The sequence below is a fragment of the Ekhidna lutea genome, assembly GCF_900188325.1.
Classification (GTDB): Bacteria; Bacteroidota; Bacteroidia; order Cytophagales; family Cyclobacteriaceae; genus Ekhidna; species Ekhidna lutea.
In genome coordinates this window covers 422,369-437,920 of the sequence record NZ_FZPD01000001.1, presented here as the reverse complement: position 1 = coordinate 437,920, position 15,552 = coordinate 422,369, and the positions used below count along the sequence as shown (strand labels likewise).

Genomic DNA, 15,552 nt, shown 5'->3' with positions numbered 1-15,552 from the left:
GCGGTTCATTTAACTTAATTACTTATCAATGAGGATCAGCCAGGTATGGGAAGCTGTTGCTGAATGATTTGTCGTTTGACTGTACATTGTCAGAAACAAGTCCTGCTTTTACCTGATTGTCAGCCCCTGCCGCAGACTGGTCGTCAAAGGCAAGAATCAACGTCACATCAACTACGTCATCGCCTAGTGCTCGACCGTTTAGTGAGCCGTAAGCTGTAGCAGAGTTTTTGTTTGACTGCAATACATCTACTGCAAGCACACCTGCAAGGGCATCATTGCCAATTCCAAGAATATTCTCAAACTGTGCCGGATCAAGGTAGATATAGGTCTGCAATGCATTCAAAATGCCAGCAAAAGCGTCAGCATTCGCACTACCTTCAGAAGGAAGCGTCATGTTATAACCATTCTTTACTTCGGCAGAACCAAAGAAATTGAATACCGTGTTGATCGCCGGACGTCCCATCTGATCGGATGTCGCATATGTTGGGCTCTCTACTGTTACTGAACCACTAACCATAGACTCCAATCCAGTTGCGGAAGTCACTGTAAGATCGATACTGTAATCGCCTGCTTTAGTAGCCACGAATGATGGCATGGCGCTAGACTCATTTTCTAAGGTTACTTCAGCGCCATCCGGATCTGTTACCATCCAGTCAAACGTAGCAATAGTACCTACTGATGCGCTTGCATCTAGCGATACGGTAGATTCAACATCTACTGTAGCAGCTGCACCAAGGTTTGCTTGTAAATCTTCAATTGGTGCCGAATCATCGTCTCCACAACTAGAAAGTAGGATACTTCCAGCGAGGAAAAGTGTGAATATTTTAAATATATTTTTCATTGTCATATCTTTTTTAAGGTTCTCAATCAATTACTGACGCACTTTGGTTTCTACCCATGAGGTGAATGCTCCATTCGTATCGCCAATAGCGCTTTTAGGAACCTCCACTACAATTGAAAGCACGTTGCTTCCTGCAAAAGTGTCCGTAGCTTCTCCTTCAGCTTTGAATGCCGCCGGGTATGGCTGAACGCCTTCAGTATCAGGGTCAGAATCACGGTTCGGATCATATTCTCCGGTGTTTACATCATCGCTTAATGAAGCGCCAACTCCATTTACTATATCTACAAACTGGAAGAAGTCCATGAAGAATGGGTCGTCTCTCAAGCCAGCGAATAGCTGAACTCCACCTACCGTAGCAGACGCAGAAACATCTGTTGCCACACGGTTGTCTCCAGCAACAATCTCACTGCTTAGTCCCGTTTGTGCGGAAGCTGCAACTACGCCATACGTAATCGCCTGTCCATCTCGGAAGAATACCTGGATCAATTGATCTTCTACATTGTCAGCATCTGAATCGATGTTGAACTCATACATTACGTCATCACTAAACTCAGTAGCTGAACTCAAGCCTGCCACATTACATACAAATACATAATTGTCTGCATTTGCAGGGCTTTCGAATGCATAATAATCGGTGATATCTTCCACCGTACTACCGTCTGAAAGTGTGCCTACAGCCGGTGCGTCAATGTGGTCAGCGGCCACCAAAATAATCACCAAGGCAGCTGATATTACAAGGCCTAGTGACAGTATTAATTTTCTCATAGTGCTTAAAACTTTTAATTTTTAAATTCTAAGCTACCTACGAGGCTATCCTACCAACTGGATTTATTTAAGTTGAAATTGTAGTTTTTGTGGTGGGAATAATGATCGCTATCCCCTTGCGAACGAGGCACGAGTGAGACTTGGGGATCTTTGAGATTCCCATGATTCGAGCATTCTGATTACTCTCCCTAGGAAACATCGACAAAAAATTGTTTGCCTATTCCGGTACTTCTCGTATGGCATCCTCGGTGAACTTTCTGCCAAGTGATTTTACTGCTGATACGCAGAAAAAGCCGACTACCTTTTCATCATCCTCTGCCTGGATATTTGACTCTACGTTTGCAAGGCTGGGGGCAAACAGCTCACCGAAGCTACCCGGTCTGTCTGTTTGAATGATCACCTGATTCCAGAAAAACCAAGCTTCCGGTGTTATGGAGCTGATTTCCACAAAAACACTATCCTCACCAGGCGCTGTAAATGGAGGGACAAACTCATCATTCTCATCAAATTCGATTGGATTAATGCCATCTCTGATTGGTTGTATAAATGTGAGTCCATCTGCGTTACCCCCTGGAGAGAATGCCCCATCAAAAGACACATTGATTTCTGTGGGTTTATTCAAATACGTTCCATTCACCCAACTTTTAATCCAGTAGGCATCTCCCTGCCCTTCAAAATCTCTCGACCAGAATTCTGCCACGTAAAAATCATCGAGACCAAAGCTCCCCTCCTCAAAGCGCCAGGTAATGCTATCTATTTCCGGCACACGGCCCATTCTGCTGACAGAGCCGTATTGCTTGCCATCAATTTGTACATCCAGGAAATAGGTTTTGCCTACCGTGCCAAATGAATCCTTGGCACTGGCGGGGAGCCAGCTATACACTCCCGGGCTTTCTTCGTTGAAAGGAAAAACCGTACCATCTTCATCTACAACAAGAACCGAAGCACCTGTAATACCTTCAGGATTTGAACCATCAAAATAGGTATTGGTTCTGGTGATATTTATGGTTTGTTTCTCTGCTTTTCCATAAATCCAGGCATCAAATGCCAGAACAGGGTCTGCTTCATTTAGGTCCACATTCACATCGTCCTCGCACGAAAGAAGGATAAGAACTGATAGTATTGCTGCTAATTTTTTCATGGCTTAAAACTTGAAATTGTAGGTGATGGATGGAATGAAAGAGGCGAAAATGGAAACCTGCGTCGCACGGGTATCAGCGCGCTCGCCAACATTTACCCTATCTGCTCCCTGCCAGAAATAAATAGAAAACGGATTGGCGCGGTTGTAGATGTTATAAACAGTGAAAACCAATTCATCCCTGTTTTTCCGAGGCGTCCCATCTTTTCGTACTGCTTTTCCTTTCCGTATGGCAGAAAAATCTAGCCTGTGATAATCCGGTAGCCTTACATTATTTCTTGAATCGTTCGAATTGTGGGGGATTGTGATTCCCTGCACCTCATACCTATGTGTCGGGAAGGTAGTCGGAGTTCCACTCAAATAAGAGAAGGTAGAGGATAGCGACCATCGGTCATTTATTTCATAAAACCCGGTGAGTTTGAGGTTGTGTGTTTGATCGTATCGCGTAGGATACCATTCGCCTTGGTTTATCCCGGTCGTCTGTAGCTCTGTCCGTCCCAGGGTATAGCTGAGCCAGCCGTTGAGTCTCCCCGCATTCTTCTTTACGTATAGCTCTACTCCATAAGCTCTCCCATCTCCTGAAAGCAGGTCTGCCTCCAGTGCTTCGTTTATCAGCAAGTCAGCTCCATTGATGTATTCCAGTTGTTGATCCGTTTCTCGGTAGTATACTTCAATGGATGTTTCATAAGCGTTCCCTTTGAAATTCTTAAACAACCCGACGGCCCATTGCTGGCCAATTTGTGGCTTTAGATTATTACTACTTGGAGTCCATACGTCCAAAGGATTTGATGCGGTGGTATTGGAAATCAAATGGATGTATTGAAGGATACGATTATAACTAGCCTTCACAGACATTTCTTTATTTAGCTGATATTTAACTGACACTCGAGGCTCCCATCCGCTATGACTTGCAATGGATGATCCTTTACTCACTTCTTCTACATTTTCAATAGGCCTTCTTCTACCCGGAATGGTGTCGCCAAGAATAAACTTGTTTCCCTCTCCAAGCAAGTTGAAATACGAAAACCTAAGTCCATACTGAATGGAGAGGTCGTCATTGATCTTTTGGTCATTGTTTATGTACAATGCCGATTCAATGGCGCGCTTGTCTGGTAAGCTAAGGTTGATTGTTTCTCCATCACTGATACCACTCGCTCGAGCGGGCTCAAAAACGTAATTGAATATTTCTCCGCCAAAAGTCAACTCATTCTTCTGGTCTATGAAATAGGTGAGTGACGGTTTAAGCGCCAGCGTATTTATGTCAGAATTCCACTTAAACTTGTCTTGTGGGTTATCTCCGAAAGCCAGTTCATATTCATAATCACTGAAGAAAAAAGTGAAGTTTGAAAACAGTCTGTCATTGAACAAATGATTCCACCGAACCGTGGACGTTCGGTTGCCCCAGCTAAACCCCTGATCTTTGTCAAACATGAAGTTGTCCTGACCAAAATATCCTGAAAGGAAGAGTTGATCTCTGTCCGAAAACTGAAAGTTGGTCTTTGCTGTAAGGTCATAAAAATTAAGTGCGGCTCCATTTCTAAGCTCCTCCACGAATGGTTTTGCAAGGATATCTGCATAAGACCTCCTCCCTGCCAGTATGAATGAAGACTTATCTTTTTTGATGGGTCCCTCAATGGAAAAGCGACTAAAAATCGTTCCGATACCACCATTCATTTCAAGTTCCTTTTTGTTCCCTTCCTTCATTCGAATATCAAGCACCGAAGAAATTCGCCCTCCATACTGAGCTGGAATGGCCCCTTTGTAGAGTTTCATATCCTTAACTGCATCAGGATTAAATACAGAGAAGAAACCCAACATATGTGAGGAATTGTAAACAGGAGCCTCATCAAGCAACACAAGGTTTTGACCCACACTACCACCTCGAACATTAAATCCGGAAGAGCCTTCGCCTACTGAAGTCACTCCAGGCAATAATTGTAAGCTTTTTATGATATCTACCTCTCCTAAGATTGCAGGCATTTTCCGAACGGTCTGAATGTCCATTTCGGCCACACTCATTTCGGTAGAAGTCACATTCTCGTCTTCTGGTTTTGCGGTGACTACCACTTCTTCCAGTTGAGTTTGCTCCTCAGACAATTCCATGTCTAGCCTAATATTTTCACTTAGTGAAACAGACTTTGTTTCAGTGACAAATCCGAGGTACCGAAATTCAACGGTATAATCTCCCGGTGGGAGGGTAATCGAATAGAACCCGTAGACATTCGTAATGTTGCCGGAGCTGAGTTCCGTAATCAGAACTGTGGCACCAATAAGCGCTTCGCCATTGGCAGCATCTGTCACATAACCATTAATGGTGTACTTTTCCTGAGCTATAAGGAAGGTGGGAAGGACTGCTAATAGCAGTAAAAGTTTTTTCAAAACGGTGATTGTTTAAATGAATGAACAACCGAAAGACGCACAAATGGCAAAATAGTTTCGGTGTTAACAAACACTTAATGCAAAAACATGGCGAATGGTTGCTTTGACTACCTAAAGGGCAGCCAAAGCTTTTTCATAATCAGGTTCCTGACCTACTTCCGGTACCAACTCGGTGTACTTGACCGCACCTTGTTCATTAACAACGACTATTGCGCGAGCATTTAGCCCTTTGAAGGCACCATCAAAAATTTCCACACCGTATTGCTTGCCAAAATTTCCACCATCCCTAAAGTTGGTTAGGTTGTCCAAGTTTTCGATATTTTCCGCATCGCAATAGCGCTTTAATGCAAAAGGTAAGTCCTTTGAAATACAGACAATCCGTGTATTCTCAAGCTTAGATGCTTCCTCGTTAAACCTTTTGGTAGACATGGCACATATACCAGTGTCTATGCTTGGATAAATATTTAAAATCACTTTTTGACCATGGTAACTTGCAAGTGTTTTTTCCTGCATATCCTTGCTCACAAGTGTAAAATCCGGAGCTGCGGCTCCAACAGCCGGAAGGTCTCCAATCGTGTTTGTTTCTGTACCTCCCAAAGTAATTTTAGCCATAATTATAGGTTTTAAATGGTGTAATTAAATAGTCTAATGGAATATCCCAATCCTCCTTTTGTCTGATGTTATCCACCGGAGGAGATAAAGATAACCCAACTTTCAGCGCTTTTGTTTCGGCAAGCAGGCGATCATAGTAGCCTCCTCCATAGCCAATGCGAAATCCGTTCTTATCACATGTAAGTAGTGGCACGAAAATGACATCTAAATCATCAATTTTAGTTTCTTCTGCATCTTGAGGTTCCGGGATGCCTTTATTATTGGTTACTAATGCTGTATTCGCTTCTAAAGTGAAGTGATCCATCGTGCGCTTCTGGAAATTTGTACGAGAAACCACAATTTCTATATTCTTTCCCCACATTGACTGGAAACTATTAGAGACATCAGGTTCGTTGTTTTTATCTATAGAGAGGAATGTGTGCAGTTTATTAATTTTTCGCTCCTCAATAAACGTCAAAGCTGACTCACATAAAAGTTTGTTTCGCTGATCATACAAAACCTTGTCCAGTAACATTCGATACTGCAGGATTACCTTTCGTATGTGCGATTTTGAAAGCATTGTTGGCCTGGCTTACTTTCTTTTCCTCAGAAAAAGCCCGACAATCAGGACAACAGCACTTATAATTACTGGGGTCCAGTCGGCACTGCTCACGGCAACATCCATACCCAGAAAGCTGAAACTTTCAGAGTTTTGTATAGCTTGCATACCATAGAAGACTGTACCTGCTAAGCCAAGAATTGTTAAGATTAAACCGATAGTTTTCATAGCGCTTTGAAGTTTATATTGTTCAATAAACTAATAAGTCAGAAAGTTTGAAACCGTCTGACGATTTATTTTTAATACATTTCATTCTGCTTCTCTTCTGAAATAATTTGATAAGATTGATCATACAATGATTTGCAAGTCTAGATCCAATAGCTGAGCAGCCAATGTTTTATCGCAAAGTGTCCCTTTTCTAATTCCGGTATAGTCCCGAAAAGAACTGAATTCCCAATCTTCCATTTTCGATACCAAACCAGCTACCATTGGGTTCTGATGGATATAGTTAAAACAGATAAAAGGATAGTTTTTGCTTTCATCCAGGAGTTTTGACTTGGTGCGCTGACGAAAAAGTGAACCCGTTCTGTTGATTTGTTTATTAAACGCTTGAACATATGAACTAAGAAGCATACGGAACCCATTATTAAGAGCCGTAACATTCAACGCCCCTACTTTAATTTCTCTTGTTGAAGCTTCTGTTGTACTAATTAGAAAGTGGAAGTGATTCGGCATTAGACAATACGCCAAAACCTTGCAGTGTGGAAGTACAAACTTCCGAAATTTTTCAAGAAAGAATAATTGATTTTCTCTATTGATAAAAATCCTTTCTTTATTGTTTCCTTGATTATAAAAATGATAAAGTTGGTTCTCTTCTAGCTTCATACTATATCGCCTTTAAGCGTCAGACGGTTCCAAACCGTCAGACGCTTTACCCTGCCCAGCCTTCTCGATCAAGGCTTCTATATTGGATGGCTTCCGCCAGGTGTTCGATGGCGATTTCATCTGTTCCAGCCAGATCTGCAATGGTTCTGGAAACGCGCAAGATCCGATCATAAGCTCGGGCAGATAGTCCCAAGCGTTCCATCGCGGTTTTAAGCAGTGTCTTTCCTGCTTCGTTAATCTGACAAACATCTTTGACCATGTTCGAGCTCATCATGGCATTGTTGAACACTCCGGCCTGGTCTTTAAAGCGAGCTTCCTGAATTTTACGGGCTTTAATCACTCGTTCTCGGATTTCAGAACTCGATTCTGTCTTCCTCGTCTCGGTCATTTGATCAAATGAAACTGGAGTCACCTCTACATGCAGATCGATCCGATCCAAAAGAGGTCCGCTGATTTTGTTTAGGTATCGTTGAACTACCCCTGGTGCACAAACACATTCTTTCTCCGGATGATTATAGTACCCACATGGACAAGGATTCATACTGGCGATAAGCATAAAATTGGATGGGTAATCTAAAGAAACCTTCGCTCTGGAAATGGTCACCTTTCGTTCTTCCAGTGGTTGACGCATCACCTCCAGCACTGTTCGTTTAAATTCCGGAAGCTCATCTAAAAACAGTACGCCATTATTAGCAAGTGAGATTTCTCCCGGCTGGGGAATGCCTCCTCCACCTACCAGGGCCACATCGGATATGGTGTGGTGTGGCTGTCTGAATGGACGATTAGAAATAAGTTTTGCATCTGTACCTAGCTTACCCGCTACGGAGTGAATTTTGGTTGTTTCTAAAGCCTCATGTAAAGTCAATGGTGGAAGGATGGAAGGTAGCCTTTTAGCAAGCATCGTCTTACCCGCTCCCGGTGGCCCAATCATTATCACATTATGACCACCAGCTGCAGCTATTTCCATCGCGCGCTTGATGTTTTCCTGACCTTGAACATCTGCAAAATCAGAAGCATATGAATCCAGCTCATTGAAAAACACATCACGAGTATCATAGGCCATTGGCTGTATCACTTCCTCTCCTTCCAGGTGATCGATTGCTTCTTTGATGGTGGAAACACCGATGACATCCAACCCATCAACAATGGCTGCTTCAGATGCATTTTCTTTGGGGAGGATAAAGCCCTTAAATCCATTTTTCCGAGCCTCAATTGCAATAGGCAATGCTCCCTTGATCGGGCGCAATTCACCATCCAATGCCAGCTCCCCCATTACCACATATCGGTCAAGGTCTTCAGCAATGATCTGCTCGGAAGCTTTAAGTATTCCCAGCGCAATGGGGAGGTCGTAGGCTGACCCTTCTTTTCTGATGTCGGCAGGGGCAAGATTTACAACCACTTTTTGCCTGGGCATTCGATAACCCAAATTTTTAATAGCTGATTCTACTCGTTGTTCACTTTCTTTCACCGCAGAATCGGGCAGGCCAACCATAAAAAACTTGGTGCCCTGACCTACATTTACTTCAACAGTGATTGGGTGTGCATCTACGCCATAAACAGCGCTTCCATTGGTTTTTGCGAGCATTATAGTCCTGGTCTGGTCTTATTAATGCGCTAAAGATATGAATTACATGAAATTATCAAGCAGACAAATCCCGTGAAGTGAAACTAAATGAGATTAGTCCTCATCCTCCTCATCTTCATCACTAATATCGCTATCCTCAAATGACATATCTGGCTCTTCCAGCGACTTGTCATAAAGCTTGGCTTTAAGATCCTTAACCTCGTCTTCCAAATCCTCAATACCCCCTTTAATGTTTCGGATTCTAAGCTGCTGCATTACAAACTCTATAGCCATAAGAATGGAAACGAATAAGAAAATGCCCATTACATATCTAGGAAACTTGATATAGGAGGAAAGCTTAATCTTAGACAGATACTGTTCTGTATTCAGTAAAATATCCACAGAAAAGTACATGAGAACCAATGTAAGTACTACATATACGATGTGGAAAATGAGTTTAAACCTTTGCATAGAGTTGTTTGAGAGTGGGCGGAAAGTTATGAAACTTTTGAAGTTTTAAATAAGGATATTTTTCCTAAGATTAATTTGACCATATAACTGTTGTGTTCCTAATTACCCTACTAAAATAAATACCTCCTTGAAGGAACATTCCATCGCAAGGATAACCCAAAAACAGAAGTTGAGGTGTCAATTTGACCTAAAGAGTCAGACTCTTTTCTCAGGGTAATATCAGCATCCAGAAAAAGATTATGCCTGGCCATGAAGGAAGCACGGAAGAACATCACAACTAAATCGGTCTTATTTCCTTGTAAGTGCTCATTGCCAAATTCAAGACTTCCTCCATTGTCAGCAGGCCTGCGCATTGTATAATCTTTAAGAATATCCCTGCCGTAGTTCACGTCCCCAATATCATTTCCGTATTTAGCCGCCATTATCATTCCCTCAAAACTCCACTGGTCATTCATTCGATAGCTAACACGACCTAAATATTCTGTAAAATTTGCTCCTAATGGATGCGCAAGCGAAAGATTGTAATGACTATAGCTGGTGAATCCGTCCTCATGTGCATACATGTATGGACGCACCCGGTTCACTTCGCCCTGGATCATTAGGTTTTCCACTCCGAACGGGTCAACATACTTTACCCCAAGTTGGAAGCCTTGCTTATTACCCCACCAACCATCTCCTGAGAATACCTCTCCAATGATCATTTCATCTATAACAAGTTGACCATATAATGAAACATAATTTTTAATGTTCCATTTAAAATCTAGTCCAATGATTGCATTGTCTTCGCTTCCATTTTGCTGCTCTACTGCACGATAGAATATAACTGGGTTCAAATATTCCAGCTTGAGCCCGGAAGTAGAATCACCATACATCACAGACTCAAACAGTCCAATGTGCAGATTGGGTTTAATCTTCACATTAAGGTGATGAAAAGCCATATATTTTTTCTGAAACCCTCCACTTCCTTCAACCCCAAAGGTTCCTCCACGAACTCCTGCAATCTGCTCGGCAAAAATGTTGGTGTAGTCAAAAATCTTAGTGGTTGTGTTTATCCGCAGATATGGATAGTTGTTTGAATAGTTGGACAAAATCAGCGACCGTATCCCATTGCCAACAAAATGCTTTCCAAACCCAAGCTGAGCCGAGATACTCTGAGACAATCCAAAATCAATATATCCCTGAGCCCTAAAAAAATCAACTCCCGTTTCGTCAAACTGCTTCCAGAATCCTTCATAAGGAACAACCAGTGTACTATCTCTTACATCATTTACATACTCAGGGTAGCGGGCCTGATTCTCCGTTAGCATAGAATAAAAAGCTACTTTCTTATCTACTCTCCCCCGTATCTCTATTCCTCTACTATTGACATAACTCGACCCTAGAGCATCATTTGTCTTTCCATAAGAGAATTGAAGTACAGGATTTACATGCAAGTCCAGCTTTTCATCTTCATAGTAGATTAAGTCCGCAGGGTATTGAAAAAACCTGCCAAGGATAGGCACGCTTGATCTGGACGAATCAGCTGTGTATTCTCTCAACTCTTTATTTAGGTATAAACCACCATCATTACCAAAAAAATCATAGACTGAAACCCTAGAAACAGGCTTTATAGTTGTATTAAAGGCTTTAGATGCCTTTATCTCCTCAAGTTCTAAGATGCCATAAACCGGATGTCCCAATGTAAAATCAGTAGATTGCGCCACTAAAATGCTGGTACAGAGCAGACTAATAATCCAGAGTGTTTGTCTCATAAATCAAACATATTCGATTTTAGTTGAATGAAGGGGTTTGAAGAAGATAAAATAATACCTATCTTTGCCATCCTTTTTGAAAAAGAGATAGATAGCGATGAAAAAAGACATACATCCAGAGTACAAAGAAGTTGTTTTCCTTGACACCACTAGTGAGTTCAAGTTTCTTACAAAGTCAACGATGACTTCAAAGGAAACAATCAAGTGGGAAGATGGAAATGAATACCCTGTGATCAAAGTAGAGGTTAGCTCAGCGTCACACCCATTCTACACCGGTAAGAAAATCTTCTTGGATACTGCTGGTCGAGTGGAGAAATTCAACAAAAAGTACAAGAAGAAGTAACTTTCTTCACAAAGATTTCAATGAAAAGTCTTCGGGTACACCTGAAGACTTTTTTTGTGTGCTTTTGCCAAAACCAAGCTAAGTTTGATCCATGCAAATCACCTTCATAGATACAGAAGAAAGCTGGAAGCAAATGCTCCCATTAAGCTACACACGCCCAGTAGCTGAAGTCAGAGTAGGCATACTAAAAGTCCATGAAAAGTGGAGTAAACGATTTTCCACTGAAAACATTTTCTTCCGATCGGAAGACTACTTTCAAAATATCTTCCTTGCGCCTACTGAAAAAACGTTAACCATACTGGGGAATGTACTACCCACAGAAAAGGTCTTTAATTCAATTAAAGAGTTAAAAGAAGACGAGGCGCTTAGCTATCAGGATCAAATTATCGCTGGCTATTATGATAAAGATGAATCTTTTGATCTAGGAAATCGAAAAGCTGTTCAACTTGACGAACTTCATCAAGTCGCTTATCCCTGGGATATTTTCCGTGTGAACGGTTCTGAGATCAAGAAAGACTTTGACCTGCTAACTAAAGGCAGAAAGAGCGAGCCTATAAATGATCAACATACAAAGACCTACGGCGATCAAATATTCCTGGAAAAAGGAGCCAAAGTAAAAGCAGCAGTCTTGAACGCCGAAAACGGACCGATCTATATAGGCAAGGATGCTGAAGTGCAGGAAGGAGCTTTAATTCGAGGACCGTTTGCATTATGTGAGCACTCCACGATAAACATGGGTGCGAAGATCAAAGGTGACTCGACCATAGGTCCTCATTGCAAAGTAGGTGGCGAAGTGTCTAACTCCGTCATTTTTGGTTATTCCAACAAAGGCCATGAAGGGTTTTTAGGAAATTCAGTCATTGGAGAGTGGTGCAACCTGGGTGCCGATACCAATAACTCCAATCTTAAAAACAATTACGCCAATGTGAAAATGTGGGATTTTGCCACTGGTGGGTTTAAGGATACCGGCCTCCAATTTTGTGGATTGATCATGGGAGACCATTCGAAGTGTGGCATCAATACCATGTTCAACACCGGTACCACGGTGGGCGTTTCTGCCAATATCTTCGGAGATGGATTTCCCAGAACCATCATACCTTCTTTTGCCTGGGGTGGTTCCTCCGGATTCACCACCTACCAAACACGAAAAGCATTTGAGACCGCTGAGCTGGTTATGAAACGAAGAAGTAAAGACCTTACAGAGGCTGATAAAGCAATGCTTTCTCATATCTTTGAAATCACTGCCGAAAATCGGGTCTGGGAAAAAAAGTAATCCATGCAGTTTTCAGAAATACCGGGTCTTGAAGACTTAAAGAAACAGCTAATATCTGCTCACCAAAGAGGCAAGGTTGCACATGCACAACTATTTGCCGGAAGGCCGGGAACTGCTGTTCTGCCAATGGCACTAGCTTACGCTGGTTACTTAATGTGTGAAAACAAAAGTGAAACCGACTCGTGTGGTACTTGCCCAAACTGTGTACGTATAAAGAAACTTGTCCACCCGGACCTTCACCTGCATTTTCCTAAAATATCTGCAGCAGAAAGTAAATACGATAAAGTGTTGGCAGAGGCTATCCCAAGGTTTCGGGAATTTGTTATTGAGTCTCCTTTTGGTGATCTGGAAGCCTGGACCAGAAAATACGGACAGGAAAACAAGAACCTCCTCATAAGCAGAGAAGATAGCCGTCAGATGCTCAAGAATGTGAGTATGCGATCGGTAGAGGGAGGCTACAAAATATTGCTAATCTGGATTCCGGAATTAATGAATCCAAGTTCTGCAAACGCCATCCTGAAAATTTTAGAAGAGCCACCAGAGCAAACACTTTATCTCCTTGTTTCATACAATTACGACAACCTTCTGGCCACTATTACCTCTCGAACTCAATTGGTGAATGTGTCGCCTAATACAACAGAAGAGGTAGAACAGTATTTGTCACAAAAAGACGTTGATCAGAATAAAGCAACTCAAGCAGCTAAATTATCGGAAGGAAAAATCGGATTGGCCATGCATCTTGCTGAGGTCGGGGAGTCCCAGGAGCATGAAGATTTCCAACAGTGGATGCTGGAATGCTGGAATAAGAACCTAACAGGCTTGGTTCACCGAAGCGAAGACTTTTCTAAATCAGGCAAAGCTGCACAGAAATCAACATTAAACTTTGCCAACGCACTTGTGAGAAATGCTGTTGTTCATGCTTCCGGACAGAAGCCATCAACGTTTAGTGAATCAGAAGCTTCATTTATCGGTAAATTCTCGAATAAGTTAGGCTTTGAAAAGCTGGAGAAAGTCTACATGCTTACCAATGAAGCAATGATTCACCTGGAACGAAATTCGAACCCTCGGATAACTCACTTAAATTTGTCGCTCGATATCACGCGAGTATTGAATGGCTAAAGAAAAGCAAAAGTATGTGATTGGCCGGCTGGATGTCATTGACCTTCCGGATTTAGGAGTGGAAAACATCCATGCTAAAATCGACACGGGAGCATATCGATCTTCTCTGCATTGCAAAAAGGTACACGAAGAAGAAGGGGTGCTATATTTCACACTTCATACCGATACTGGTTACAAAGAATATGCGACGAAAGATTGGCTGCAAAAGGTTGTGAAAAGTTCCAATGGTAAAGCACAGAAGAGATATGTGATCAAAACAAGGATGAGGATATTCGGTAAAAATTTTAAGGCATCCATCTCTTTGACAGACCGAAGCGAAATGAAAAATCCTTTATTGATTGGACGTAAAATTCTAACTAATAAATTCATCGTGGATGTCTCTCAAAAGAATCTTTCATACGATCAAAAAAAGAAATGAATGGAGCGTAGGGTAATTAAAATCGGAACCAGAAAGAGCAAACTCGCCATGTGGCAAGCCAATTATGTGGCAGACATGTTGGATGCTGCAGGGTTTCAGCCTCAGCTTGTGCCCATCGAAACTAAGGGAGATAAAATTCAGCATGTGGCACTTTCAAAAATTGGAAGCAAAGGGGTTTTTACTGAAGAGTTGGAGTCCATGCTACGAAGAGGTCAAATAGATGTCGCTGTGCACAGCGCTAAGGATTTGCAATCCAAACTCCCTGATGGATTCAAGGTCCTTTCCTTTTGTGAACGTGAGTCACCGGATGATGTAATTGTCTCTGACAAAGAAATTGATCTGAATGATCCTAAACTTATTTTGGGAACTTCCAGCACACGCCGGATAGCCATGCTCAAGCATTACTACCCGCATATCACCACTGTGGATGTTCGCGGCAATCTGCAAACCAGGTTGGAAAAAATGAAATCCGGAATTATGGATGGACTAGTATTGGCATACGCCGGAGTACGAAGAATGAACTATGATGATCTGGTGAAGTATTGGTTTGATACCGAGCGATTCATACCTCCTGTTGGTCAAGGATCGGTCGCAATCGAGATTCATGAAAATCTTCCAGTTGAAACTGCATCCCGTATAAAAATGGCAACAAATCATCCGCTCACGGAAAAGGTGTTGCTGGCAGAGCGCGCCTTCTTAAGGCGAATGGATGGCGGCTGCAGCATCCCTGTCTTTGGTCATGCTGAAATGGAGTCTGATGGCCAAATCATATTGAAAGGTGGCATTGCCAGCTTGGATGGAAAAGAGCTGATTCAACGAACAATGTATGGTTCCGACCCTGAGGAGCTTGGTACCTCACTGGCTGATGAAATCCTTCAAAGCGGAGGGAAAAAGGTGCTGGAGGACATTAAGTCTGCGATGAGTTAATGAGTTGTTAACAGCTTCCAAATTTTTTTGATCATCCAAGGTGTTGATCATTTTTGAGATAAACCAAATGCTCAAAATGAAACACTTACTTGTTCTACTTTTTTGTTTAATAGTATCTAGCGGATACTCTCAAATGTCCCATCAAGATTCTCTTGCTGTGATCGTTGATGAATATTATCGACTCAATGTGAAAATCTTTCAAAGAGGATCTACTAAAGCTGAGATAGATTCTTTGTTCAACCTTTTCTCAGAAGACTTTACCTACAACCACCCTAAGTATGGTGGTACCTATTCGAAGCAAACACTATACGATGGCTACATTAATAATCAAAAAAATGGAAGGTATAACGGCAGCATTGCGGATATCAAAATCACTAATCGAATCATTGGATTAAATGCAGTTTCTGCTGAGAAGAAATTTATAAAATACCAGGATGGTAAACTTGCTGAAGGTGAACCTCAAATGACGTTGTTTGAATTTAAAGAGGGCAAGATTCATCGGATTCATGAGTTCTGGTAATTTGTGTT

Annotated in this window: 17 protein-coding genes; 6 read left to right on the top strand and 11 right to left on the bottom strand. The window is 42.0% G+C overall.

The window, feature by feature from the left end; genetic code table 11:
• Nucleotides 1-25: 25 nt before the first annotated feature.
• From CHB71_RS01885 to CHB71_RS01835, 11 genes are all read right to left on the bottom strand, one after another.
• On the bottom strand, nucleotides 26-841 hold the full coding sequence (locus CHB71_RS01885) for a DUF4331 family protein (RefSeq protein ID WP_179213278.1): 816 nt from the start codon (nucleotides 839-841) through the stop codon (nucleotides 26-28).
• A 30-nt stretch (nucleotides 842-871) separates the two neighbouring features.
• Nucleotides 872-1,606, bottom strand: a complete 735-nt coding sequence (locus CHB71_RS01880; protein ID WP_089355180.1) for a DUF4331 family protein — start codon at nucleotides 1,604-1,606, stop codon at nucleotides 872-874.
• Nucleotides 1,607-1,823: 217 nt separating this feature from the next.
• Nucleotides 1,824-2,747, bottom strand: a complete 924-nt coding sequence (locus CHB71_RS01875; protein ID WP_089355179.1) for a DUF4249 domain-containing protein — start codon at nucleotides 2,745-2,747, stop codon at nucleotides 1,824-1,826.
• 3 nt (nucleotides 2,748-2,750) lie between these two features.
• Nucleotides 2,751-5,123, bottom strand: coding sequence for a TonB-dependent receptor (locus CHB71_RS01870; RefSeq protein ID WP_245811198.1), 2,373 nt, complete (start codon nucleotides 5,121-5,123; stop codon nucleotides 2,751-2,753).
• A 111-nt stretch (nucleotides 5,124-5,234) separates the two neighbouring features.
• Nucleotides 5,235-5,735: a thiol peroxidase gene (tpx, locus tag CHB71_RS01865; RefSeq protein ID WP_089355178.1), complete on the bottom strand. Its 501-nt coding sequence runs from the start codon at nucleotides 5,733-5,735 to the stop codon at nucleotides 5,235-5,237.
• On the bottom strand, nucleotides 5,728-6,294 hold the full coding sequence (locus tag CHB71_RS01860) for a 5-formyltetrahydrofolate cyclo-ligase (RefSeq protein WP_089355177.1): 567 nt from the start codon (nucleotides 6,292-6,294) through the stop codon (nucleotides 5,728-5,730). Before CHB71_RS01860 ends, tpx begins: the two co-directional genes overlap by 8 nt.
• 12 nt (nucleotides 6,295-6,306) lie before the next feature.
• Complete coding sequence (locus CHB71_RS01855; protein ID WP_089355176.1) at nucleotides 6,307-6,501, bottom strand: hypothetical protein; 195 nt, start codon at nucleotides 6,499-6,501, stop codon at nucleotides 6,307-6,309.
• Between the two features lie 120 nt (nucleotides 6,502-6,621).
• Nucleotides 6,622-7,158, bottom strand: a complete 537-nt coding sequence (locus CHB71_RS01850) for a transposase (protein ID WP_245811197.1) — start codon at nucleotides 7,156-7,158, stop codon at nucleotides 6,622-6,624.
• Between the two features lie 46 nt (nucleotides 7,159-7,204).
• Entirely contained in the window at nucleotides 7,205-8,743 is a 1,539-nt protein-coding gene (locus CHB71_RS01845; RefSeq protein ID WP_089355175.1) for a YifB family Mg chelatase-like AAA ATPase, read from the bottom strand.
• 93 nt (nucleotides 8,744-8,836) lie between these two features.
• Nucleotides 8,837-9,193, bottom strand: coding sequence for a hypothetical protein (locus CHB71_RS01840; protein ID WP_144017298.1), 357 nt, complete (start codon nucleotides 9,191-9,193; stop codon nucleotides 8,837-8,839).
• Between the two features lie 110 nt (nucleotides 9,194-9,303).
• Entirely contained in the window at nucleotides 9,304-10,944 is a 1,641-nt protein-coding gene (locus CHB71_RS01835) for a hypothetical protein (RefSeq protein ID WP_089355173.1), read from the bottom strand.
• A 97-nt stretch (nucleotides 10,945-11,041) separates the two neighbouring features.
• Here CHB71_RS01835 and CHB71_RS01830 point away from each other — a divergent pair, with 97 nt between their 5' ends.
• The 6 genes from CHB71_RS01830 (at nucleotide 11,042) to CHB71_RS01805 (ending at nucleotide 15,544) form a co-directional block, all read left to right on the top strand.
• On the top strand, nucleotides 11,042-11,287 hold the full coding sequence (locus CHB71_RS01830) for a type B 50S ribosomal protein L31 (RefSeq protein ID WP_089355172.1): 246 nt from the start codon (nucleotides 11,042-11,044) through the stop codon (nucleotides 11,285-11,287).
• 91 nt (nucleotides 11,288-11,378) lie between these two features.
• Complete coding sequence (locus CHB71_RS01825; protein WP_089355171.1) at nucleotides 11,379-12,560, top strand: GlmU family protein; 1,182 nt, start codon at nucleotides 11,379-11,381, stop codon at nucleotides 12,558-12,560.
• 3 nt (nucleotides 12,561-12,563) lie between these two features.
• Nucleotides 12,564-13,679 carry a DNA polymerase III subunit gene (locus CHB71_RS01820; RefSeq protein WP_089355170.1) on the top strand — a complete coding sequence of 372 codons (1,116 nt, stop codon included), beginning with the start codon at nucleotides 12,564-12,566 and terminating at the stop codon, nucleotides 13,677-13,679.
• Complete coding sequence (locus CHB71_RS01815) at nucleotides 13,672-14,097, top strand: ATP-dependent zinc protease family protein (RefSeq protein WP_089355169.1); 426 nt, start codon at nucleotides 13,672-13,674, stop codon at nucleotides 14,095-14,097. The genes CHB71_RS01820 and CHB71_RS01815 overlap by 8 nt, the downstream gene beginning before the upstream one ends.
• Nucleotides 14,098-15,024: a hydroxymethylbilane synthase gene (gene hemC, locus CHB71_RS01810; RefSeq protein ID WP_089355168.1), complete on the top strand. Its 927-nt coding sequence runs from the start codon at nucleotides 14,098-14,100 to the stop codon at nucleotides 15,022-15,024.
• Between the two features lie 76 nt (nucleotides 15,025-15,100).
• On the top strand, nucleotides 15,101-15,544 hold the full coding sequence (locus CHB71_RS01805) for a nuclear transport factor 2-like protein (RefSeq protein ID WP_221406661.1): 444 nt from the start codon (nucleotides 15,101-15,103) through the stop codon (nucleotides 15,542-15,544).
• The last annotated feature ends 8 nt before the right edge of the window (nucleotides 15,545-15,552 follow it).